The sequence below is a fragment of the Gracilibacillus halotolerans genome, assembly GCF_014206945.1.
Lineage (GTDB): Bacteria > Bacillota > Bacilli > Bacillales > Amphibacillaceae > Gracilibacillus > Gracilibacillus halotolerans.
Window position 1 is genome coordinate 205,305 of the sequence record NZ_JACHON010000004.1, and the last position, 24,845, is coordinate 230,149.

Annotated in this window: 20 protein-coding genes and 1 riboswitch; of the genes, 3 read left to right on the forward strand and 17 right to left on the reverse strand. The window is 37.1% G+C overall.

What is annotated here, in order from left to right; genetic code table 11:
* Nucleotides 1-118: 118 nt before the first annotated feature.
* The 5 genes from GGQ92_RS07665 to GGQ92_RS07685 all read right to left on the reverse strand — a co-directional run bounded on the left by GGQ92_RS07665 (nucleotide 119) and on the right by GGQ92_RS07685 (nucleotide 5,723).
* Nucleotides 119-1,291 (reverse strand): Gfo/Idh/MocA family protein, encoded by a 1,173-nt coding sequence (locus tag GGQ92_RS07665; RefSeq protein WP_246384176.1) that lies wholly within the window; start codon nucleotides 1,289-1,291, stop codon nucleotides 119-121.
* Entirely contained in the window at nucleotides 1,279-2,247 is a 969-nt protein-coding gene (locus GGQ92_RS07670; protein ID WP_184246606.1) for a sugar phosphate isomerase/epimerase family protein, read from the reverse strand. The genes GGQ92_RS07665 and GGQ92_RS07670 overlap by 13 nt, the downstream gene beginning before the upstream one ends.
* Before the next feature lie 90 nt (nucleotides 2,248-2,337).
* Nucleotides 2,338-3,438, reverse strand: coding sequence for a Gfo/Idh/MocA family protein (locus GGQ92_RS07675; protein WP_184246609.1), 1,101 nt, complete (start codon nucleotides 3,436-3,438; stop codon nucleotides 2,338-2,340).
* 42 nt (nucleotides 3,439-3,480) lie between these two features.
* Nucleotides 3,481-4,131, reverse strand: coding sequence for a ThuA domain-containing protein (locus GGQ92_RS07680; RefSeq protein ID WP_184246612.1), 651 nt, complete (start codon nucleotides 4,129-4,131; stop codon nucleotides 3,481-3,483).
* Between the two features lie 14 nt (nucleotides 4,132-4,145).
* Entirely contained in the window at nucleotides 4,146-5,723 is a 1,578-nt protein-coding gene (locus GGQ92_RS07685; RefSeq protein ID WP_184246616.1) for a glycoside hydrolase family 43 protein, read from the reverse strand.
* A 331-nt stretch (nucleotides 5,724-6,054) separates the two neighbouring features.
* On the opposite strand from GGQ92_RS07685, the gene trhA reads away from it, so the two are divergent.
* On the forward strand, nucleotides 6,055-6,699 hold the full coding sequence (gene trhA, locus GGQ92_RS07690; protein WP_184246619.1) for a PAQR family membrane homeostasis protein TrhA: 645 nt from the start codon (nucleotides 6,055-6,057) through the stop codon (nucleotides 6,697-6,699).
* Nucleotides 6,700-6,738: 39 nt separating this feature from the next.
* Here the strand turns inward: trhA and GGQ92_RS07695 are convergent, their stop codons facing one another.
* From GGQ92_RS07695 to GGQ92_RS07745, 12 genes are all read right to left on the reverse strand, one after another.
* On the reverse strand, nucleotides 6,739-7,053 hold the full coding sequence (locus GGQ92_RS07695; RefSeq protein ID WP_184246623.1) for a DMT family transporter: 315 nt from the start codon (nucleotides 7,051-7,053) through the stop codon (nucleotides 6,739-6,741).
* A complete protein-coding gene (locus GGQ92_RS07700; protein WP_184246626.1) occupies nucleotides 7,053-7,385 on the reverse strand; it encodes a DMT family transporter in 333 nt (110 codons plus the stop codon). Before GGQ92_RS07700 ends, GGQ92_RS07695 begins: the two co-directional genes overlap by 1 nt.
* Before the next feature lie 81 nt (nucleotides 7,386-7,466).
* A riboswitch (guanidine-I (ykkC/yxkD leader) is annotated at nucleotides 7,467-7,568 on the reverse strand.
* Between the two features lie 109 nt (nucleotides 7,569-7,677).
* Nucleotides 7,678-7,800 carry a hypothetical protein gene (locus tag GGQ92_RS16515; protein ID WP_281380439.1) on the reverse strand — a complete coding sequence of 41 codons (123 nt, stop codon included), beginning with the start codon at nucleotides 7,798-7,800 and terminating at the stop codon, nucleotides 7,678-7,680.
* 138 nt (nucleotides 7,801-7,938) lie between these two features.
* Entirely contained in the window at nucleotides 7,939-8,964 is a 1,026-nt protein-coding gene (locus tag GGQ92_RS07705) for a C45 family autoproteolytic acyltransferase/hydrolase (RefSeq protein WP_184246629.1), read from the reverse strand.
* Complete coding sequence (locus GGQ92_RS07710; protein WP_184246632.1) at nucleotides 8,961-9,740, reverse strand: MerR family transcriptional regulator; 780 nt, start codon at nucleotides 9,738-9,740, stop codon at nucleotides 8,961-8,963. The genes GGQ92_RS07705 and GGQ92_RS07710 overlap by 4 nt, the downstream gene beginning before the upstream one ends.
* Nucleotides 9,741-10,385: 645 nt before the next feature.
* Entirely contained in the window at nucleotides 10,386-12,395 is a 2,010-nt protein-coding gene (locus tag GGQ92_RS07715; protein ID WP_184246635.1) for a glycoside hydrolase family 65, read from the reverse strand.
* Nucleotides 12,395-13,282: a glycoside hydrolase family 43 protein gene (locus GGQ92_RS07720; RefSeq protein WP_184246639.1), complete on the reverse strand. Its 888-nt coding sequence runs from the start codon at nucleotides 13,280-13,282 to the stop codon at nucleotides 12,395-12,397. The genes GGQ92_RS07715 and GGQ92_RS07720 overlap by 1 nt, the downstream gene beginning before the upstream one ends.
* 13 nt (nucleotides 13,283-13,295) lie before the next feature.
* Nucleotides 13,296-14,912, reverse strand: coding sequence for a response regulator (locus GGQ92_RS07725; RefSeq protein WP_184246642.1), 1,617 nt, complete (start codon nucleotides 14,910-14,912; stop codon nucleotides 13,296-13,298).
* Between the two features lie 25 nt (nucleotides 14,913-14,937).
* Complete coding sequence (locus tag GGQ92_RS07730; protein WP_184246645.1) at nucleotides 14,938-16,746, reverse strand: sensor histidine kinase; 1,809 nt, start codon at nucleotides 16,744-16,746, stop codon at nucleotides 14,938-14,940.
* Nucleotides 16,747-16,911: 165 nt separating this feature from the next.
* Nucleotides 16,912-17,754, reverse strand: coding sequence for a carbohydrate ABC transporter permease (locus GGQ92_RS07735; RefSeq protein WP_184246648.1), 843 nt, complete (start codon nucleotides 17,752-17,754; stop codon nucleotides 16,912-16,914).
* Nucleotides 17,754-18,698 carry a carbohydrate ABC transporter permease gene (locus GGQ92_RS07740; RefSeq protein ID WP_184246651.1) on the reverse strand — a complete coding sequence of 315 codons (945 nt, stop codon included), beginning with the start codon at nucleotides 18,696-18,698 and terminating at the stop codon, nucleotides 17,754-17,756. Before GGQ92_RS07740 ends, GGQ92_RS07735 begins: the two co-directional genes overlap by 1 nt.
* A 204-nt stretch (nucleotides 18,699-18,902) precedes the next feature.
* Nucleotides 18,903-20,240 (reverse strand): ABC transporter substrate-binding protein, encoded by a 1,338-nt coding sequence (locus tag GGQ92_RS07745; RefSeq protein WP_184246654.1) that lies wholly within the window; start codon nucleotides 20,238-20,240, stop codon nucleotides 18,903-18,905.
* A gap of 201 nt (nucleotides 20,241-20,441) precedes the next feature.
* On the opposite strand from GGQ92_RS07745, the gene GGQ92_RS07750 reads away from it, so the two are divergent.
* Both GGQ92_RS07750 and GGQ92_RS07755 read left to right on the forward strand, forming a co-directional pair.
* Nucleotides 20,442-23,489, forward strand: coding sequence for an ATP-binding protein (locus GGQ92_RS07750; protein WP_184246657.1), 3,048 nt, complete (start codon nucleotides 20,442-20,444; stop codon nucleotides 23,487-23,489).
* Nucleotides 23,490-23,733: 244 nt separating this feature from the next.
* Nucleotides 23,734-24,576: an aldo/keto reductase gene (locus GGQ92_RS07755; protein ID WP_184246660.1), complete on the forward strand. Its 843-nt coding sequence runs from the start codon at nucleotides 23,734-23,736 to the stop codon at nucleotides 24,574-24,576.
* Nucleotides 24,577-24,845: the final 269 nt, after the last annotated feature.

Below are 24,845 nucleotides of genomic sequence, written 5' to 3' on the forward strand. Positions count from 1 at the left end.
TGAAAGTTAGTTATCTAATGTTGAATTAAGTTATCCGATGTTGGTAGCTCATTATCTAATGTTAGAAGTACATAAAGAAAAATTCCTGAAGGCTAGGGAGTCTTCAGGAATTCTTCACTTATATTTTATCGATGGATACCCATCTTTTCTCTTCGGCTGATTTTTCTACTGCTTCAAGAATAATTTGGTTTCGCACACCATCTTCAAAATTCGGTGTTGGCTGATAATCCTCCGCAATCCCGCGGAAAAATTCATCCACTAAATTAATGAATGTGTGCTCATAGCCGATAATATGTCCACTTGGCCAATAATTAGCTGCGTATGGATGGGCCTCATCTGTACAATGGATTAGACGGAAGCCTTGCTCACCATCTCTATCCTCTGCTAAGTAAAGCTCTAAATTATTCATGTTCTCCATGTCCCAACGAATGGACCCTTTTTCACCGTTGATTTCAAACTTATTTTTATTACGGTTTCCACCAGCGAATCTCGTTGCTTCGAATGTTCCCATTGTTCCATTCTCGAAACGAGCTAGAATGGCTACCGCATCGTCTACTGTGACTTCGCCCATCTCTTGTGCATCACCCTGTGCACTTAATCCACCTGTCATTTCGCCAATCGGACGTTCTTTTATAAATGTATCCATCATCGCCGTTACCTCTTCTATTTCACCAACGAGGAAACGCGCTAAGTCAATACTATGTGCACCGATATCACCTAGAGCACCAGAGCCTGATACTTCTTTCTTCAAGCGCCATACAAGAGGGAAGCTTGGATCCATAATGAAATCTTGTAAGTAGTTCGCACGGAAATGATAAATTCGGCCAATTTTACCTTCATCGATTAATTTCTTCGCAAATTGTACAGCAGGTGCATAACGATAATTATGACAAACCATATGTTTCACACCATGTTTTTGAACCGCTTCTAGCATTCTTTTTGATTCTTCAACCGTGAGTGCTAGTGGCTTTTCAGTCATAATATGCTTTCCTGCTTCTGCTGCAGCAATCGCAATTTCCGCATGAGTATGGTTAGGAGTAACAATATCAATCACATCGATATCATCGCGTTCAATTACTTTTCTCCAATCCGTCTCATAGCTTTCCCAGCCCATTTGCTCTTGAGCCTGTTTTACTGCTTCTTCATTTCTCCCTGCAATCACCTTTAGTTCTGGAATTAGAGGAGCATCGTCGAAGTAGAAAGGCAAATCACGGTAAGCATGACTGTGTGCCTTTCCCATAAATTGATATCCAATCATTCCAATTCTAATTTTTTTCTTTACGCCCACCATATTTCACCGATCCTTTCTTTAATTAACGCACGCTTGAGAACTTCTACAGCCTTATGGAACCCTTCATCAACAGACATTAAACTATCTTCATGCTCAATACTTACTGCGCCTTCATAGCCAATCAGCTGTAACGCACTAATAATTCGCTTCCATTCTTCCTCACTGTGACCATAACCTACCGTACGGAAAATCCAGGAACGATTCATTTCGTCACTGTAAGGCTTCGTATCTAACACACCGTTAGCTGCCGTATTCTGAGGATCAATCGCTGTATCTTTTGCATGGAAATGGAATAAAGCGTCATGTTGACCGAGTTCCTTAATGCTTACTACTGGGTCCATTTGCTGCCAGTATAGATGGCTCGGGTCAAAGTTTACACCAATTTGTTTCCCACACGCTTCTCTAAGCTTTAATGCGGTTTCATTGTTGTACACAACAAATCCAGGATGTGGCTCAATAGCAACACGTACATTATGCTTTTCTAAAAATTGATTTTGTTTTTCCCAATATGGAATAACACGTTCTTTCCACTGCCATTCTAAAACTTCTGGATGATCTTCAGGCCATGCAGCCGTAACCCAGACAGGATATTTAGAATGCTCTGATTCACCTGGACAGCCAGAGAAAGTAATAACTGTATCTACTCCTATTTTCTCTGCTAGTAGGACTGTTTTTTCAAATTCTTCATGATGCTTGTCTGCTATTTCCTTATTAGGATGCAATGGATTACCATGACAGCTTAAAGCACTAATTGTAAGATTTCTATCTTTAAACGCTTGTTGGAATCGGTTTAGTTTCTCCTCATCTTGAAGTAATTCTGCAGGATTACAGTGGCTGTTACCAGGATAACCACCTGTGCCGATTTCAACAGCATCCAAGCCTGCGTTTTTCGCCTTATCCAAAGCCTCTTCCAACGATTTGTCTCCAAATAATACAGCAAATACACCTAACTTCATCTTATCACCTCATCATTTATTTTACGTAGATGAACTACGCATTTTCATAGATTTCGAACACCTTCATCAGAGCTTTACGAATCTACTTACCTATAAAAAGAACTTTTCATTCATTCCAACTGGTAATGGTTCTGGTCGAGTGCAACGGGATGATAGTTGGTAATGTCTGTTTTCTTCAGAAGCAATGTGGACACCATGCATAATTTCTAATGCATGATAGGCTAGTGAAGCGTCTGTTCGTGATTTTTCTCCTGCTTCAATCGCTTTGATCATTTCAGCGACCCCTAAACCACGAATATTATCAGGGAAACCATGACTTAATGGAATTTCAGACCATTCTTGATGATCCCATCTTCTCACTTTCACTGGTCCACCAAAGCTGTTAGGGTCTGGTACTGAAATCGTACCTTCTGTTCCATATATTTCAATGAAAGGTAATTGGTTATGCCAGACGTCATAGGTAGTAATAATCGAACCAACTGCACCACTCTCAAAATCTAGTACTCCATTAATCTGTGTTGGTACTTCTACTTTTATTTTTTTACCATAGTTTGGTTGACTCGTAATTGTACGCTCTTCATACGTTTTTTGAGCCGAACCTGTAACTCTAGCGACAGGCCCTAATAAAGCAATAAGTGCAGTTAGATAATAGGGTCCCATATCAAACATTGGTCCGCCACCCTTTTGATAATAAAACGTTGGATCCGGATGCCATCTTTCATGACCTGGACTCAGCATAAAGGCTGTTGCTGAGACTGGTTTACCAATCCAACCATCATTGATCAGCTTTAAACTCGTTTGGATTCCTGCACCTAAGAACGTGTCGGGCGCATTACATAAGTATAGATTCTTCTCTTTTGCAACCTTCATCATTTGCTGCGCTTCGTCTAATTCAACCGCAAGTGGTTTTTCCCCGTAAACATGTTTGCCATTTTGCATAGCTTTAATAGCAATCTCCGCGTGAACGGCAGGTATCGTTAAGTTGATGATGAGATCAATCGAATCATCCGCTAACAATTCATCTGGTAAACACGCTTTAGGTATATCGTATTCTTCAGCACGCTCTTCCGCTTTTTCTAACACAATATCTGCAACAGCTACAATCTCATAATTTGGAAAAAGAGATGCGTTTTTTAAATAAATACTACTTATATTTCCACACCCGATAACCCCTACCTTATATGTCTTCATCATATACCCCCATCTTTACTCAAGTTGGAAAACTAATTCATCTTATCGGCTCGCCCAAACAAAGCCTTTTCTCATCAATTCAATCACTTCTGGCATTCGTACAATGTTAGCAACATGTCCTAGACTGTTGTAATAAACTTTTCCTGCTCCCCAACGCTTTGTCCATATAACTGGCATATCTACTTCTCCGTTTGCTTTATAAGGCCCTTCCGCTACCGGGAACCTTGTTACAGCATGTACGTTAACAACTGGATCTACATGCATGTAATATTGCTCAGATTCGACCGTAAAGTCGTCCATTCCTTCTGTTAGGGGGTGATCTTTATCTAGAATACGGACTTCATATTTGACTCCGTCGTCACCAGGATGTGCTACCCATTGACCACCGACCATGAACTGATAATCGACAGCCATACGAAACGAATCACCCATGCCACCGTGTAAACCTGCAAGGCCAGTCCCTTTTTCTACTGCTTCTAATAGTGGCTTTAATTGGTCGTCTTCAATTTTCCCTTGTGTCCAGTTTGGAACGATTAAATCATAGCTTGTTAAGTCATCTTCTTTTAGCGTATCTAATGTATCTGTAATTTTTACATTAAATCCTTCCTCTTCTAGAATTCCACCTAAAATAGTTGCAACCTCTTCAGGTTCATGGCCATCCCATCCACCTTGGAAAATTAATGCCTTCTTCATGTTAATCCCCTCCATTATTCATCTTTCATAACTTGATAGTTAAAATAGTCAAAGTCAGCATGTAGACGTTGACCACTTAAATCTTGTGCTGCCATTCCGACGAAGGTACCAGTAAAACGAATATATTCCGCATCATCATCGGATAAATGTCCGATATGAATATCTTCGCCAATACGCTCCCAAACTCCTTCTTCAACGGAATAATAGAATTGCAATATATGTCTATGAATCTTTGCTTTCAAATAGACTTCCTTTCCTTGTGGTAAAGAGATATCTTTTGATAGCAATTCATCATATTTTCCATACTTAGATTCAATAATACCAATGCATTTACCCAGTTCTTCTTCCTCTGTAACTCGTAAATAAACGTAGTCATCTGTATCGTAAAAAATCATCAAACCTGCCATTTGCTGAAAGTGTTTTGGTTCAAAATCTAATTTTGTTTCTAGTTCAACATGGAAATCTTGTAGTCGTCTCATAATCATACTTTGGTGGTGAAGAGAGCTCATCGACTCCTCCCCATAAAGCCGTAAATAACCAGCTCGTTCTGTTAAGGAGAACCAATCACCATCAAATGTACGTCTTAATGCATTCCAATAATTCGCTAATTCTGATTCATTAAAATCGTCTTTCTCTGGTAAAGATTTCGCTTGAAATACTGGTAACTCTGGAGCATCAACCACTGCACTAGGAAATGGTCCACCTTCGATTCGAAGCCAATCATCATCTGTCCAGTAACATTTTTGAATAGCTGTTTCTCTTCCTAAAATACAATGGTTATCAACAACTGGTCGTCCACACAAATGAGCCATATACCATTCACCGTCTGGTGTTTCTACTAAACTACCATGACCAGCCTTTTGTAGTGCTTCTTTGTCTTCCTTATTAGACGTTAAGATCGGGTTTGTCGGATCTACTTCATACGGACCATCAATTGATTTAGAGCGTGCCATTGTCGCTGCATGGTCATACTGTGTACCACCTTCAGCTGTTAATAAATAATAATAGCCATTTCTCTTATAAAGGTGCGGTGCCTCTGTTAGACCTAGCTCTGTACCTTTAAAAATATTTTTAATCGGACCAACTAATCTTTGTTCCTCCACGGAATATTCTTGTAGCGCTGTACCAGCGAAGGAATTCTTACCTTTTCGATGGTCCCAAATCATATTAACAAGCCACTTTCTCCCGTCATCATCATGAAATAAGGATGGATCAAATCCGCTACTATTTAAATAGATAGGTTCTGACCAAGGCCCTTCAATATTTTCCGCAGTAACTAAATAGTTATGAGTATCTTTAAATGCACCCTTCCTACTTTTCACATCGGTAAAAATCAGCCAAAATTTGTTATCCGAATACGATAAACATGGTGCCCAAACACCGCCAGAATTAAGATTACCAATCATGTTTAATTGAGATTGTCTTGTAAGTGGTGAACCAGCTAATTCCCAATTCGCCAGATCTTTAGAGTGATAGATTTGAACACCTGGGAACCATTCGAACGTAGATACTGCTATGTAATAATCATCGGCAACCCGAACAATGGATGGATCTGGGTGAAAACCAGTTAAAACTGGATTTTGTATCTTCATAAGCAACTCCCCTTCAGCAAACGCTTTCAATTTTGTTTAAAAATTTAGTCGCTGACAAATCTACATCCAGCAACTTTATTCATTGGTCATACTAAGTGGTGAAAATCTTAGGAATATCTTAACAATATAGTTCAAATTATACTTGCATGGTACAGTTGGTGTCAATTTATCAAACTGGCTACCCAAAATTAATTTTAAATGTTATAAACAGTGCAAAAACGGTTATGATTATAATACTTAGGTAGTGAGCACGATACTTCGCTACACTTGCAATTACTCTAAAAAAAGAAGATAATGGAAGTTGATAGTTTTTCAAGAAAGGATCTGAAGTATGGGATCAACACACATTTTTTCAAAGAAGGAAGAAATAGCGAATTCTATTACACATGGAATCGGTATTTTACTCAGCGTTGCAGCATTGGTTATTTTGATTGTATACTCTTCTCTCTACGGTAACGTTTGGCACGTTGTTAGTTTTACGATATTTGGAGTTAGCATGGTTATGCTTTATACTTCCTCCACTATGCTCCATAGCCTTCCAAAAGGAAAAGCAAAAGATGTTTTTGAGGTACTTGATCATTCCTCTATTTACTTTTTCATTGCCGGTTCATACACACCGTATCTCCTTGTCGTTATTCAAGGAGCGAAAGGATGGACGTTCTTTGGCATCATTTGGGGATTGGCCATTGCTGGTACGGTATTTAAAGCATTTTTCGTGAAAAAATTCTTGTTCTTTTCTACACTATTGTATGTTCTGATGGGATGGCTTATTATTTTCCTTTGGAACCCATTAGTGGAAAGTCTCCATCCAAACGGAATCTTGCTATTAGTAATTGGTGGAATTTGTTACACAGTAGGTGCTGTCTTTTATGTTTGGCGTGCATTTGTGTATCATCACGCTCTATGGCATTTATTCGTACTTGCAGGAACGATTACCCACTTTTTTTCTGTATTGCTATATGTGATACAAGTTTAGTCTTTAAAAAAACTTGGCAAGCGCCAAGTTTTTTATTATTTATCCAACTAATTTCAGACCTATCACTGCGCCGACAATAAGCAGCAAAAAGAATACTCTTTTCCAATTTGCTGATTCTTTATAAAGAACAATCCCTATAAGCGCTCCGCCTGCTGCTCCAATTCCCGTCCAAATCGCATATCCTACACTCATGGAAATATAACTTAGCGCATAGGCAAGACATACAAAGCTCAGTAGAAATGCTAAAATCATAAGAGAAAAGTTAATGTGTGATTTCACTTTGTGCCACTGATTCATCATAACTACTGCTAACATTTCAAAAACTCCTGCTAAAATCAACATTGTCCATGCCATTAGCTTTTCTCTCCTTCTTCATCCGTCGTTAACTTCAAGCCGATTACACCTAATAGCAATAATGCTATTAATCCTAACTTAAGAATGTTGGCCTCTTCCCCGAAGACTAAAATGTCAACAAACACTGTCCCAGCAGCACCTAATCCTACAAATACTGCATACACCGTTCCAACAGGGAGCTTTTCCCCTGCTACGATAAGAAAGTAAAAGCTAATAATAATAGCTACTATCGTTACGGCCCATTCCCAAAAACTGCTCGCATGTGTTAAGCCGACTACCCATACTACTTCAAAACATGCAGCAACAATAATTTTCATCCATTCTTTCCACATTGACAATTCAACCTCTTTCTATATTAATTTCATTTCGGTTTCGCCACATAAATTAAAAAGCCTAAGAGCATCTATAAATAGATCTCCCAGGCTTTTTTCCTTCCGTGTCACAGTTATATGACTGTGCGCCTTCTCTCGGACCAGACCAAGTTAGTTACTTGCGGAACCCTAGAAAGCGTTTTGAAAATATATAATTGTCGATACTTTGTATGATTATCTATCATAATAACAACGCTTAGCCTCAAGTTCAAGTTAAAAATCCAATTAACAAGTTGTTTTACATTTCAGCAGATTATGGACGAAGATTTTTTTCTATTTTTTCAAGTAATGTGATAATTTCGTTGTTTTGTTTTCGAAGTGCGACCATATCAAATAATAACACGATTCCAATAACAAATAAAAAGAACTCTAACATAACTAACTCCCCCGCAATCACGTTTAATACATTTCAATATACGTACTCCTTCTATTCTAGCATTATTTTCCTTAATTTGAAATTATACCACAAAATTCTACTATACAAAACAACCATGGAAGAAATCGGGAGAATTCGTTAAACCTTGATTACACCTTTTACTTGTGTTGGAAGTTTGGTTTCTCCTTTCAAATATTCTTTAAATGACAGCTTCAGTGGCTCACTGTTTTCACCGATACCGATTATTATACTTAACTCATGCGGGGAATAAACGACCGTATGCAATGTTCCGAAGTATTCCTTATAGTTTGAGAAAAATAATGGAGAGTGTTCATTATTAAAATGGTAATAAGCTGATAGAGTAGTAAGCTTTTCCTTTAATAATTGCTGAATATACTTTTTCCGGTTTACGGATCTACTAATATTATTCTGATTTTCTGTTTTCAAACTCTCTTGTTCAAAGTGATTGGTACAAATGAGTGGATTGCTGATTATTTCTATTTGTTGTTGTGGAGAAGCTTCTATTTTTACAGTCCTACCTTCCCTATCCATAATTGAATAGTTATAGCAATAACCATGAGGAATATCTTTAATTAATTTTACTGCTTCTTCTGTTGTCGAGCATTGTTCCAATAACATTCTTACAATTGTAGTTGCTAGGAAGCCTTCTTGCTTTTGTTTGTTGTTCACAAAGTGCAATCCTACTATTAGTCCTTTTTCATTCATTCCATCTAACCTACCAATTAACGACTGACTAAAACCAACACTACCATATCCATTTATCGGATTTGTAAAAACAAGTCTAGCATCATAAAAAGAATGATTAAAATCATAATTACGCACATAATAACCTTCTTGGGCTAGTGTCGTACATCCCATATCTGGAAATTCAATATCGTATCCGCTAAATAATTTGACTGTAGCATCAAGGGACATGTTTAATCCTCTTGATAAGCCCTCTAATTCTGCAAGGAGATTTGGTGATATATCCTGTAAAAATTCTATTGCTTTTTGGAAATTTGAGCTAGTAGTTATCTGATAAAGGATATCCATTGTTTCTCTGAAAGGTGATGTCGTTACTTCTTTACTCTGATCTAAGCCAAATTGATAGTGGCTACCTTCTAATTGAATGATTTTCACAACGAGTTGCTCGGTATTAGTCATGCACCATCCCTCCTGATAATTTCAGTAACAGGCATAATTAAATTAACATCCGTAAAATCATTGCCACGATACCACTCTATTATTGAGTTTGTTGGAATCCATTTATGCTCATTTGCATAGTTGTTTAATTTTTGATAACCAGTTTGTATTTCTGTTATAGGGTCATGGAACGACATTGCTGCGCATATACAGGAAGGTATATACTCTAGAAAGGCATTCTCCGGAAGTTTATTAAATTGACTATCAGTTGGTATTCCAAAACCAATCTGCGCTTTTACAATGTCATCACCAGACACATATTTCAAATAGTAATTTTTTATTGAGATATTTAAGCTTTCGAGTTCCTTATATCTTTCAATGAAATGGTTCTTGAATTTCCCGACTTCGGACTGAGCTAAAAACCAGATTACCTTTTCCTCTTCCTTTTCTATTAAATAAATGTGCTCGGGTAGAGAATCACTTTGTAAAAATTTTAAACTCGTATTCAAGATATCCATTCTGTTTTTTATCATCTGTATCCAATTTTTTTGCCATTGTTTCTTTATACTTTCATTCTCTTCCTTTACATACTGTTGAATATCCTTAATTGATATCTCTGCTAATCGCAAGCTAGAGATTAATTTAACTTCTTCGATTTGCTCTTTCTTATAAGTTCGATAGCCACTTGCATTTCTGCCAACAGGTTGGAGCAAGTTTTTTGATTCATAAAATCTAATCGCACTTTTTGAAATTCCTGTCCTTTCTGAGAATTCTTGTATTGTCATAGATTCATCCAATCTTTAACACCTCCTCACATACTAGTTTACAGCTTCAAGTAACTTTAAGGTCAATATATATTTGATAATAATTTATAAAATGCAAGACTAAAAATTATTATATAAATATAGTGAAAAAAATGGCTTAAGCTCTCCAATAATTCGAGAACTAAAGCCATTGTTTAACTATCAATCCTATCACGTTAGGCATGTGCCATCCTGCGTGCACTCCTATCTTGAGTCGAGGGTACTCTATCTTGAGTAAAACATGTCTATCTGGAGTCGAGCGTGCTCTATCTCGAGTGGATTGCGTCTATCCCGAGTCGAATGTGCTCTATCTCGAGTGAATCATGTCTATCCCGAGTCGAGGGTGCTCTATCTTGAGTGGATTGCGTCTATCCCGAGTCGAATGTGCTCTATCTCGAGTGGATTACGTCTATCCCGAGTCGAGGGTGCTCTATCTCGAGTGAAACATGTCTATCTGAAGTCGAGGGTGCTCTATCTTGAGTGGATTGCGTCTATCCCGAGTCGAATGTGCTCTATCTCGAGTGGATTACGTCTATCCCGAGTCGAGCGTGCTCTATCTCGAGTGAATCAAGTCTATCCCGAGTCGAGCGTGCTCTATCTAGAGTGGGCCTCTTTTATTCAAGTGATACTAGATGGCCCTTATAGTAAGGGGTGAATGTTTTCTACTTGAACTTTCCACTGCCCATTTTTCGGGAATCCCCATTTGGATGCCATCATCGCAACCGCTGTTAATAACCCGCCATTTCCTGGTAGATAGGCGGTTAATGCCGCATGTTGATAATTGTGACCATTTGGTAGATACGTGTTTTTCACTTCTTCCATCATCAAAAAGTCGACTGCGAGCTCCAATTCACCTAATCTAGCAGCTGACATTGCACACATTGGGAAATCCCATCCCCACGCTGTGTTCCATCTCCACGTATCGCGTATTTTATGAAGTGTTTGTAGCATCGTATCTTTATCGATCAATTTACCAGGTAACATACCTAATGCAGCAGCCATTGATGGGTGATCATGATTTTTCTCTGTGTACGTTTGAGGACAATTAGCATGAGCTAAATAAGCGCCATTTTCCACAACAGGTTTAGCTAGTTTATTAGCTACGGTTAACCATTTTTCCGGCACCTCTTCTCCTAATCTTTCTGCCCATTCTTTCGCTGTCATTAAACCTTGATACCAGTATTCCAATTCGTACGGCGGATCAACAGCCTCTTCCATTTTATGATTCTCTTGTGAAGGTATTAAATTTGGTCCTAGATGATAAACGTCCTTCTCTTCATCATAACGGGCAAAGTCGGCCATAAAATGAGCGGTTTCAAATACGATTTCTTTATACGTCTCTAAGAATTGTTTATCTAGCTTCATTTGATAGCAATACTCCAATAATGCAATTGGATGTGGTTGTTGCCAAATTAAGCCTGGTGCGATTGGAGAAGGTGTTTGGTCTCCTTCGAGAGCAGTCATTTTTGGCCATCTCACACCCTCATAGCCTTGAGATTGTGCGAGCTCTTTAGCTTTTGGGAAAATATCTTTATACCACGGCAAACTTTTTTCTAAAATACTCGTACGATTCCACATTGGAAAATGGGCACCATGCCACCAATGCATTTCAAGGTGGAACTTTCCAAACCAGCTATTATACATAAAGCCTGTCTCTTGTGGCGGCACACTTCCTCCACTATGAATGGCTGTTAAATATTGCGACAGGATAACACGTCTCTCTAGTTCCTCTGCGCGTGGGTCTGTACTACCCTCAAAAGAAACAAATCCACCCTCTTGCCAGAATGTTGACCAGTATTTTTCTGAAGCTTCTATAACGTCTTCTACATTTTTTTGTTCTTGTTTAGCTTCTGGTGTAAAGGAAACCGTCATAGACAATTCGTCCATTTCTTGTGGCGATAAAATGAGTTCATGTTTCGATTTTTCGTTTAGTTGAACATTGTTCGCATGGATGGAAACGACATAGTTGCTATCATCTATCTTTCTAGTAATCTCAAACTGTTTCTCCGATATTTTTTTCCAGTTTGTTTCATGGCCATCTTCATTAAACACAAGTTTCGTTGATTTCTCCCATGTTCGATCGACCATATTTGGATTGGGGAAACGTAAAAACACACCGATTCTTTCATTCTTAAGTAGCTCGGACTTAATATGTATCGCGATCGTGTCTTCGTCCGGGTCACTGATCGTTTTTACTGTAATCTCATTATTCTCTACAGAAAACTTGCTCGTTAAGATACCCGTCCATAAGTCATGATGTTGACCAAGCAACGTATAATCTTCCAATCTAGCTTTTTCACCATTTTCCTTCATTATATACAACCCAAGCTGACCTAGCTGAACTCGATGCGGATTTTTTCTTAACCAATGGTAAGCATCTTCTTTATCGTCTGGAAAAAGTGGATAAGGAACTCCATCGTAATCTTGCATTGGTGTATCAGATAAGTTATAGCTATCTTTACCACCTTCCGAATGCCATCCCCAATTGGATTGTGTACTTAATGGGGCGGAATAGGCTTCGGGAAAAGATTGTAACCCTGTAAAATCCACCGAAAATCCAAAGTCACCATTTCCTAAAGACAAAGGTGATTCCGGATAGATTTTGTCAATGCGTGGGGAATGCTTGTCAATAATACGTTTACGATTCATTACTTCTTCCTCCTTATCATTCCATTTCGCTCTTCTAATGGAATAAATATTGGACGCTCATTTGGTGTTTGGTTAGGCGAATGTAACGTTAAAAATAACTCATCGTTTAAATCGTGGAACAACATACCGTGTCCACCGTCATCGACATAAAGTGTCTCGACATCATGCTTCCACTCACCTGTAATTTCTCCTGTTACGGATCGGGAAATTCCTTGTGCATAAATATTATCTACAAAGCTTGCCCATAGCATTAATAGCTCGCCATTTTTAGCTCTGTACATAAACGGACCATCCGTCACATAGTTTTTCATCGATTTTCTTGTACGATGCTCAAAGGAAGTCGGCCAAGGTGCTTGAGAAGCTGAAAAAAGTGTTACTGGCTCGCCAATTGCTTCCTTTAAATCCTCACTAAGCTGAACCGCACATATGGACCCATCACCAATTTCCACCCACTCATGGCAAAATACCATCCATGGTTTGCCTTCTTTATCGATGTATAAAGTTCCATCAAGAGAAAACCAATCTTTCGGAGTAACTGAGGTTTCACTATGAGGTAAAAATGGACCCATAAGTGAATCCGATTTCAAAATTCCCGTACCTCGTTTCCCGTTATCCTTTCTTAGGAATGTCGCAAACATATAATAGGAACCTTTATAGTAATGAACTTCTGGCGCCCAGAAGTTTTCATCAGAATAAAACTCGGTATCCGGACGAAACACTGGATAAGGTCCTTCCCAATTTTCTAGATCTTCTCCAACCCATACATCAAACCCTGTACCTTTTCCCCAAATATTTTTGTCTGTACTACCGAACATGTAATACTTACCTTCTTTACGATCTACATAAATGAACGGATCTCGAATTTGAATATCTTGATTTTTCGCCATTTGAAACACTCCTTTAAAAATATTCAGAAGGACTACTTCCTGTAATCGCTTTAAATACTTGACTAAAATAAGTAGGGTTTTGATAACCTACCATTTCACTCACTTCATAAACCATATATTTCTTTTCCTTTAATAGCTTCTTCGCTTTTGTAATTCGATAATTATTTAAATAGTTAACAAACGACTCACCCGTAACTCTTTTAAATAATTGAGATAAATAATTCTTATTTACGTATAGAGAGTCTGCTATTTCTGCGAGCGTAATATCTTCATCATAATAGTTCTCGACGTATTCTTTGACACTTTCCGTAAGCTTGTTTGTTTTTCGTTTATCTCCTCTGTCTGTAATTTTGGTTACCTTACGCTCTAATTCATCCGACATCCAGTTTAATAATTCTTTTGAATTTCGAAAATCATATACCTTCTTTAACAAGTTAGAGCGGTCATCTTCTTCTATATTCATTGACGAAGCAAACTCATCCTCTATAAACAACGCGCTTAATAAATGAATACAAATCGTTTGGATAACGTAAAACGGAAGTGGAGTACTATTAATAAAGTGATTTTTCTTAAAATCATCCCAAATCGCGAGTAGCTTTTCATAGTTTTTACTGTTTATTGCCTCATTCATAACTTTTAACACATCAAATGGATCCGTAGATTGTTCCTTTGTCTCCATTTGTATATCTTTGAACCTGTAAATCTCATTCCATTCTCCATATTCAGCTATTTCTAAAGCAAAAAGACACTCTTGATACGCCTCTCCTATATGAACAAGACTCTCTTTAGGAGAACTGACTCCCACCATTAAGGATACTTTTAAATAATAAAGTAAATTGTCTAATATACGTTGAGCAAGTTTCAGATGAGTCTCTTCTAGTTGATTTGTCTCTCGGTCACCAAATAAAGCGATCACATACTGCCCGTCTGATATATCGATAACATGTAAAGCAATTTCTTTATCTTCCAATGCCTTCTCTATCGTTTCATGGACAATATTTTCTACGCTAAACTTTAATAGTTGCCAATCCTTTTCATGCCTTTTCGTTAAATAAGGTGGTCGATTTAACTGGAATACAGAAACAATTACTGCGTTAGATGGGTGAATCGAGAAAAATTCTAGTCGTTCTGTCGGTAATTCCTCTTCCTTATAATGGCGTAACAGTAAATCACGTAATAGTTGATCCTTCTCAAAAAGTTGATAGTGAGGTAGCTGTTTTTCAAAAGAAGTTAAAATTGCTTCTTGTTTCTCCTTTGCCTCTAACTCTTGTAACACCTCTTGCATTACTGCCTCAATTTCCGTTACAGGGGATGGCTTCAAGAAAAAATGCTTTACACCATATTGAATCGCCTTTCTAGCATTTTCAAAATGGTTATAGCCACTATGAATAACCGCATTAACATTTGGATGCTGTTTACTAATCTCTTGTATTAATTCCAGGCCGTCCATCTCTGGCATATAAATATCTGTTATAACGATATCCGGTCGATGTGTAGATATTTTCTCCAACGCTTCTTTACCATCTTGTGCTGTATCACAAATCTGTAACCTGAGCTTCTTCCAATCCACGTGTTTACGTAAGCCGTCTCTAACGGATGAATCATCATCGACAATTAAAACAGATTTCATCTTTATTCCCCCAATCTAAACGATGCTACTCATTCTCTGTGTCGGGCGTTTCTTCTTTGTCTTTTCCATGAAACGATGGGTTACTCTCATAAATAGGTAGAGTGATGGTAACTCTTGTACCTCCCTCTTCCTTATTCGAAATGCGGACATCATAATGTTCTCCACAATACAACCAAATTCGCTCACGGACATTCTTGATTCCGATGCCAGTTTTACCCTCCATTGACCAATTCGGCGGAAAACCTACTCCTTGATCTTCAATATGAATAATAACCATTTCTTCATTCTCATCTAGTGTTGCACGAACTTTTAGATCAATTTTCTCTGTTTCCGTAAGTGAATAACCATGCTTTAAACTATTCTCAATAAATGGTTGAATAATGATTTTTGGAACATATAAATCTTTTAGTTTTGCTGGTACACGTACTTGATAATTTATATTCTGAGTTAGGCGTTGTTTTTGTATATCGACAAATGCACGTGCATGCTCTAACTCTTCTCGTAACTGAATGAAGTTTAAACCGCCACTTAGTCCGATTCGTAACATTTTACTTAAATTATTCACCATTTCCTCTACATTTTCCACATCGTGATCCATTGACTTCCATTTAATCATGTCGAGTGTATTGTATAAGAAATGTGGCATAATTTGACTTTGCAATGCTCTTAATTCCGCTTCTCTTCTGTTAGCATGCTCTTTTTCGACTTGCTTTACTAATTTATCTAACTCTTTTGTCATTTGATTAAAATTACCGGTCAAAATATCATATTCTTCTATATAGTGCTCATTTAATTGTACATCAAATTGTCCCTTTTCCACCTTTCTCATAGCACGAACCATGTGTGTAATTGGTTTCGTAATCCAGCGACCAATACTATAAACAATCGGTATCGACAACAAGATTGCTGCTGAACCTATTACTATAATAAATAAACGTAACTGCCGCGTATCCTCGTACAGTTCGTCAATCAAGATAATTTGAGCTAGCCGCCATTGCTCTTGATTCGGTTCAGATAGTAATATCATATAATGCTCATTATCTTCCTGTACTACTTCATGATAATTCGTTCGTTTATCATATTTCGGGATAAGACGCTCAAACATCGTATCAGATGACTTCGTTAACAGCTTATTCATCATCGGGAAATCATACCTTGAATGTGTTTCAGCAATAACCGAGCCACCTGTATTTAGCAGGATAAATGGCTCATTTATTTCTTCATATAAATTCATATCTCTTAAAAACCCTAAAAACTCTGTACTCTTTACATTTACCTTAATATACCCGACAGTTCGATTTCGAGAATCCATTATACGATGAATATAGCTTATAACTTCATGTCCTGAATGCGGATCTAAATGCTCAGGTGCCCAGCCATTGTCGACCGATTCAATAAACGTTCGGAACCATGGAAACAAACCTAATTCTGATTCAGGGTAAAGTGTATTTTTATATAAGTATGGATAATCTTTAAACCAGTCGGTGTAAACTTCAATAGATTGTATCTCTCTTTTTAAGCTTGATACATCTCGCACGATATTTTGTAACTCATCTCTATTTACTAACGCAGTGTATGGATCCTCGTACTCCTGGCTAAATAAGTCAATAACTGAACGATCAATGGCGATAAACTTTCCTGCTTCACTAATATTTCTCGTAAACCCTGACAACTTGTTTGCGCTCTCATTTAAAAGCGACAATCTCGATTCACTTATTTCTTCTGTCGTAAAGGTAAAAAAATACGTATAGGATAAATAACTAACACCTGCCAAAAAAAGAGCATTAACAAGGACAAAGCAAACAACCATAATAGTTTTTAGCCTTCTTACCATGTTAATCCCCTCTTTCTATGCACTTATACTCTTATATAACAACTGATAGAAGGCTCGTGTCTCAAGGACGAGACAAAAGCCTCCTTTTCTACCGTTCTATTCATCACCTTATCTACCATTATAGCCTGAAATAGAAGCTGAACCATACTATTGTGCTTTGGCTCGTTATCCCTTAATCCCTGTTGTTGCAATACCCTCTACAATATATCGTTGGAAAATAAAGAAAACAGTCGTAATTGGAACAAGAGAAATAACGGACATTGCAAACACAGAACCCCATGATGACTGACCTTGTGAGTCTAGGAATAAGCGTAAACCTAATGGAACCGTAAATTGGTCTACAGTGTTTAGATATAGAATTTGACTAAAGAAGTCGTCCCATGTCCATATAAACGTAAAAATAGATGTTGTAATAAGAACTGGTACCGATAGTGGTAAAATAATTTTCGTATAAATTTGGAAAATACCACAACCATCCATGATCGCACTTTCATCAAGCTCTTTTGGTATTCCACGGAAAAATTGTACCATTAAAAAGATAAAGAATGCATCTGTCGCTAATAGCTTTGGAACCGTTAATGGTAATATCGAGTTAATCCAACCTAATTCATGAAAAATTGTATATTGTGGTATTAATGTTGCATGTGCAGGTAACATGATCGTCATTAACATACAAGCAAACCAAAGCTTTTTCAACGGAAAACGCAATCTAGCAAAAGCGTATGCAGCCATTGAACACGTTATTAAGTTCGCTACAACAGCTATTGCACTAATAAGAAACGAGTTCTTAAAAAACAAACCAAACGTGACATCACGAACAACTTGCCATCCATTTTTATAGTTTTCTAGTGTCCATGTGTCCGAAAAGATACTAGGAGTAGAAAATATTAGTGATTCCGGCTTAAAGGAACTAGAAACCATCCAAAGGACAGGATATAGCATAATTAAACCAAACAAGATAATAAAAACATGGGTGAGAGTTCTACTTAGTTTTGTACTTGTGTCCATTACAGTTTCCCCCCATCTTCATAATGAACCCAGAATTTCGATGTCATAAATACGAGTAATGTCATAACCCCAATTACAAAGACAAGTACCCACGCCATTGCGGACGCATATCCCATCTCAAATTGCGTGAAACCTTTTTGGTATAAATATAGCGTATAGAACAATGTAGAGTTAATTGGTCCACCTGTACCTTCACTAATAATGAAAGCAGATGTAAAGACTTGAAAGGACTTAATTAACTCCATGACTAGGTTAAAGAAAATAACTGGTGATAATAATGGCATTGTAATCTTAAAGAAAATCTGTGACTTCTTCGCACCATCCACAGCTGCTGCCTCGTAAAGCTCTTTCGGAATTTGCTTTAATCCTGCTAAGAAAATTACCATGGAAGCACCGAATTGCCATGTTGCTAAAATAATAATCGTACCGAGCGCATAATCCGGGTGTGCGATCCAACCTTGCCCTTGAATACCAAAGAATGCAAGAACTTGGTTAATCAAGCCGTCCATTCCAAATAAGTTTTTCCATAGGATTGCAATGGCCACACTCCCACCTAATAAAGATGGTAGATAATAGGTCGTCCGATAAATACCGATACCGGCCATTTTTTTATTTAATAGAATCGCAACTAATAGCGCTGCAATTAATTGTGTTGGTACAGCTACAACAACGAAGGTTAATGTAACCTTTGCTGCGGCAATCCAACGATCATCCTGGAACATTGTTATAAAGTTATCTAAGCCAACCCATTTTGGAGCACTCAGTAAATCGAACTTTGTAAAGGATAAATATAACGAGCTAATCATCGGTCCTAAAACAAGACCAAAAAAACCGATTAACCATGGAATTAAAAAGGCATATGCAGCTATCGCTTGTTTTCTAGCACTTGATGGTGATTTTTTCTTTGTTAGCTTGACCTCATTTGCGTTTGCCGTTTGTTGCATTTTTCTCCCTCCTTGTTGAAAAACTTCATTTCAAAATATAATAAAAAATATTACCTTCTGAAATGAAGAAGCGCCAGCTCCTAGGTATTTTTACTCACAAACAATAAACAACTCCTCTATTGGATAGGCCTATATCCATTCAATAGAAATATAGAATGAGTGTACATAGACTATCAGTTAAGATAGTCTATGTTGTTTTACTTTTTACTCTTCTTCATTCACATATTTCTCTATATTTTGTAGGAGTTCTTCATAGTAATCCTCAGCAGCCTGATCTACTGTTTTTTGATCATAGTAAATAATTTGAGATGTTTCTGTAAATAGCTGTGTATTCTCGTTATATCCAGGCATATTAGGTATGAATGGTGCATCTGATGTTTCACTTATAAGACTGATATAGTCATAAATTGCAGCATCTGTTTCGTTAGCATTCGCAATTAAGTTATCTCGGACTTCAGAGTTAACTGGTGCACCACGCTCGTTTCCTAATACTTCTGTTGCTTCTGTATTATTCACAAAGAAATCTAAGAATTTAGCTGCTTCTGCTGCATGTGGTGAGTCTTTATAAACTGCAAAGTACTGACTTGGTCGTAACGAGATCCCATTTTTACCTGTTTCGGAGTTGTAAGGGAATGGATATAATTCAAACTCATCCTCTGTCGCTCCTGTATAGGCACTATATTGGTTACTCGCAATCGACTCCATAACTACATCACGTTGAACAATTAGCGACTGCTCTGGTGTCTGAGATGCAGCTACCTGTACTTCTGGAATTGCAGCTCCTCCACTTTCGCGTAAATCCTTCCATAAGTTAAACCAATCTTTTACATCTTCTGGCTCAAACTGAACTTCCCCATCTTTGTACGTAAATTTGTCTCTTTGTGCAAGGAATACTCCAAATCCATCCTCTCGGAAATCCCCGGCTCCATAAGTACCGTCTAAGTTTTCCGTTAACTGTGGCGTCAACTCCTGAAACTCTTCCCAAGTCCATTCTTTACTTGGCATAGCAATTCCAGCTTCTTCAAACAACGTTTTGTTAATTAATACTCCCCAAGCAGTTGTTCCTAAAGTTACACCATAAAAGCTCTCGTCAAAAGTTGCAGAATCTATCATACTTTCATCATGTAAACTAATATCTAATTCGTTTCCAACAAAATCATCTAGCGGTAAAATAACATCACGTAATACGAAATCATTTAAGTTTCCACCAAATTGAATAACGTCAGGTGCATTTCCTGCTGCCAATTGAGTGTTAAGCTTGTCAAAGTATCCATCAAAACCTGAATATTCTGGTTCAATTGTTACGTGAGGGTTTTGTTCCTCGTACATTTCAATAACTTGTAGTGTACGATCGTGTCGTTCCTGTCCACCCCACCAAGCAACTCTTAAGGTAATTTCATCTTCACTACTATCTTGGCTTGCAGTTTCTTTACCACTACTTTCTGAGTTACTATCGCTAGCAGCATCGTCACTATCTGATCCACATGCTACTAGAAAAGCTGTTAATAATAACATAAGTACAAATAATAATGTTTTTCTCATTTTTTTGAACCCCTTTCATATTTGTTAATCTCATTGTAGTTTGTAAGCATTTTCATTGGAATAAAGAAAAGTAAGGGTTTTCATAAAAAAACTAAGCTTACTAATTATATCGTTATTTTTTTTATACTGCTTGTTTAATATCTTACTTTCTTACATAATGGGCTTTAATATAACTAGATTAACAAATCAAGGTGGAGACAAATGTCAAACGAAAAACGATTTTCAAAGAAAAAGATAATTTTCATAATTGCTTTGTTCTTTTTACTATTAACCTGCATTAGGTTTGGCTGGATAATGTATCATCAAGTTCCCAATCATCCACAAGCAAAGGAAGGTGTGGTTGATTTAAGTGAATGGTCATTCAAAGATAATCAGACGATAACATTGGATGGGGAGTGGAGCTTTTATCCGGATCAACTCATTTCTCCGAACGGGATAATAGCAGGAGACGATAATCGAACTATTTCTGTACCTCGTAGTTGGGAAAACGAATTAAATAAGGAAACTCAACATACATACGGAAAAGGAACCTATCATTTAAAGGTTATTCTTCCTAATAAACACCAACAGTTGTATGGAATTCGCATCAAAAATGTGACTACCGCTGCTAATGTTTATATTAATGGAATATTATATAAAGAATTCAATGAGGTTGGTTTGAATAATTCAGGAAAACCGATGGAAAGAGGACCATTTAGTACATTTTTTCAACCAGAAGGTAATGAATTGGATATTGTTATTCAAGTTTCTAATTATGAAATACCGTTCTTTGGAGGAATTACAAATTCGATTCAAATTGGTACGGGGCAAGCGATTCAATCAGAAGAAGGTTTTTCAACGACACTGCAAATCGTAGTTAGCGTTATTTATTTATTACACTTTATGTATGTCATCATTCTGTACTTTATAGGTAATAAAAAATACAAAAAAGAACTTATTTGTTATGGTCTCATGTTACTCCTTGCTTCTTTAACAATATTAATTGATGACAATATTGTCGTCCAATTACCAATTGATGTGGAATCATCCTTTAAACTTCTTTTGTTAATTATGGTAAGTACTTTATACGTCATGCTGTTATTTGTTAAACATCTTTTCCAATTACAAGCACGTTCTTTTAAAGTCTTGACTGCGGGTTTTATTATCATTGTCGCTGGTGAATTACTCGTACCTTTTGAGCATTTTTTATATCTTGGTTTCTTTGTTCTCCTTTATTATGTTATCGCTATTGGTTTCATGTTTAATCATACTATAAGAGCTGTTCAGCAGGGGTACCCGGATGGCATTTTTATTTTACTATTAATCACAAGCTACACGTCAAATGCGATATGGGGAGCAGGGATTAAGTTTGGTTCCTTGGATATTGGATACTATCCGTTTGACTTTATAATTTCAATAGTAGTCGTTGCCATTTTACTCTTTAAGAGGCACTTTCGCCTTGTAAAATTAGCCGATGAACAAAATAAACAATTACAAATAGAAGATCAACGGAAGGATGAATTTTTAGCAAATACCTCGCATGAATTACGAAATCCATTACATGCTATCTTGAATATTACGCAGGTACTTCTAGATAAAAATAAAGATACCCTTTCTGATGAAAATGAAGAGAGGCTTCTATTACAGCTGCGGATAGGGCAGCAAATGACCCATACCTTGAATGACTTAATAGATGCAACTCGACTGAAAGAGCAGAGAATCCAGTTAAAGAAGGAAAGTCATTCATTATTCAATCTGGCATCTGGCACAATGAATATGGTTCACTTTATGATTCAAGAAAAAAACGTACAATTTGAAATGGATATACCATCATCCTTTCCAAATGTTGTAGTAGATGAGATACGATTCGTTCAAATACTATTCAATTTATTGCATAATGCCATTAAATACACAGATGAAGGAACGATTACTATCTCTGCTGAGCAGAAAGGCGATTTAGCATGGATCCATATTAAAGATACTGGTATAGGCATAAGTAGTGATTTGCAACAACGAATCTTCCAACCATACGAGCAAGCTAGCACTAGTAACCATTCAAGTGGAGGAATTGGATTAGGTCTAAGCATTTGTAAGCAATTAGTAGAATTACATGGTGGAGAAATCTACGTTTCTTCTGTAGTAGGGAAAGGTTCTACCTTCTCCTTCAGTCTACCAATTACTAAAGCTGATAGTACCCGTAATATAGAAAAAGTAGAGTTGTTGGAGAATACGAAAGACTTACTAGAAACGACCCAAAAAAATGCGGAATCGTTAAATCCACCTAGTGGCAATATACTAATAGTGGACGATGACCCGATAAATTTAAAACTATTACAAGCACTACTCGAAGATGACTATAACATTCATGCAGTAACAAATGCTAAGGAAGCGTTAGAGAATATTCATCTCCGCCCTTGGGATTTAGTTATCTCGGATGTTATGATGCCAAACATGTCTGGCTACGAATTAACAGAAAAAATACGAGAACAATTCGAGATTTCGGAACTACCTATCCTATTATTGACAGCGCGAAATCAGATAGAAGATATCTCGAGTGGATTTGAATATGGGGCTAATGATTATATTACAAAACCAATTGATTCATTAGAATTAAAAATGCGCGTCAAAGCCTTAGTAAAGCTAAAATTATCAATTCAGGAGCTATTGCGCTTTGAAGCTGCCTGGTTACAAGCACAAATACAGCCACATTTCTTATTTAATACATTAAATACAATTGCATCATTAAGTGAAATTGATACCGAAAGAATGATTAAAGTTCTTGAGCAATTCGGCAATTATCTTAGAAAGAGTTTTCATGTCCATAATACAAAGTCTGTCATTCCACTTAAAGATGAATTAAGTCTCGTACGTTCTTACCTATATATAGAAAAGGAACGTTTTGGAGATCGTTTGCAAGTAGAATGGAAAGTAAGCAACGAGGGCTTAGATAGTATAAAAATTCCTCCGCTCTCAATACAACCACTTGTAGAGAATGCTGTTAGACACGGAGTGTTAAGACAACGAAACGGAGGGAAGATTACAATACAAATCACCAAAAGTGCGGGACGAATACACGTAGCTATTATCGATAATGGGGTAGGAATAAAGAAAGATAATATACAAGAACTTCTTAGTGAACATCAAATAAATATGAATGGAGTCGGCATTCCTAATACAAATCGCCGTTTAATCCAACTATATGGAGAAGGCTTAACGATTGAAAGTGAGCCTGAAATAGGAACGAAAATTAGTTTTCATGTTCCAAGATAAATAAAATTGATGTAGAAAAAAGTTATATATCAATATATCGGTTCCGCCAGCTTTGATAATAAGCTAAATCTGTAACACGTCCTTTATGTTTAAAGATTCCGACTCTCTTTCATTTCTCAAGACGAAAATTCGAATTGTAAACCTATATAGTTGGTCCTATGAAGACATAAAATCGTTTTCCATGTTTATTTTTTACTGAAACGTGTATCATTATAAAAAGTCTGCATTATGAAGGAGCGATTTTATGGAGAATCAATTGCCTGAAGTTACTTTAAATGATGGATTACGAATTCCTGTTCTTGGATTTGGTACTGCTCGACTAAAAGGTATTGAAGCGGTATCTGCAGTAACAAGTGCCATCCACGCAGGTTATCGTATGATTGATACTGCCTATAATTATGAAAACGAAGGTGCAATCGGAGAAGCAATACGGAGAGGTAATGTTTCTAGAGAAAAGCTTCGAATTACGTCTAAGCTCCCAGGTAGGTATCACGCATATAAAGACGCCGTAAAAGCAATCCAAGAGTCTTTATTTCGTGCGAATCTTGATTACTTTGATTTGTATTTAATCCATTGGCCAAATCCAAAAGAGAACAAGTATACAGAAGCTTGGCAAGCGCTAATTGATGCAAAGCGTTGGGGATTAGTTCGCTCAATCGGACTGAGTAACTTTCTTCCTGAACATATTGAAACATTGAAAGAGGAAACAGGAGTTTTACCGAGTATAAATCAAATAGAGCTCCACCCCTTCTTCAATCAAGCAGAACAAAGAGAGTGGCATGAAAAGTATCAAATTAAAACAGAGGCTTGGAGTCCATTACATCGTGCTGAAGATCTTTCTAGTAATGAAACGTTACAATCGATTGCAGAAAATTACAATCGCAGCTTGGCTCAAATTGTTTTACGCTGGCACTATCAAAATGGAGTCATTACAATTCCTAAAGCCAGTTCTCCGCAACACCAATTAGATAATTTATCGATTTTCGATTTTTCGTTACGTGATGAAGACATCGAAGTTATAAACAACTTAACACAACCGGATGGAAGATTGAACGATCAAAACCCTGCAGAATACCAAGAATTTTAATCAAGGACTGGCCTAACATTAGATATGTATATTTAACATCGGATTCTGCACGCTCAATATTAGATAAGTACTTTTAATATCAGATTTAGCACGCTCAACATTAGATTGTCACATTTAACATCAGATTCTGTACACTCAATATTGGATTACACTATCTATTCATTCTAAGTGTAATGGTATGTCAACACTAAACTGAACAATTTTTTAAAGGTAAACAAACTTATTTATAGCGCTCAAAATTTTAGCTCTCAGATGGAAAATAGTGCGTG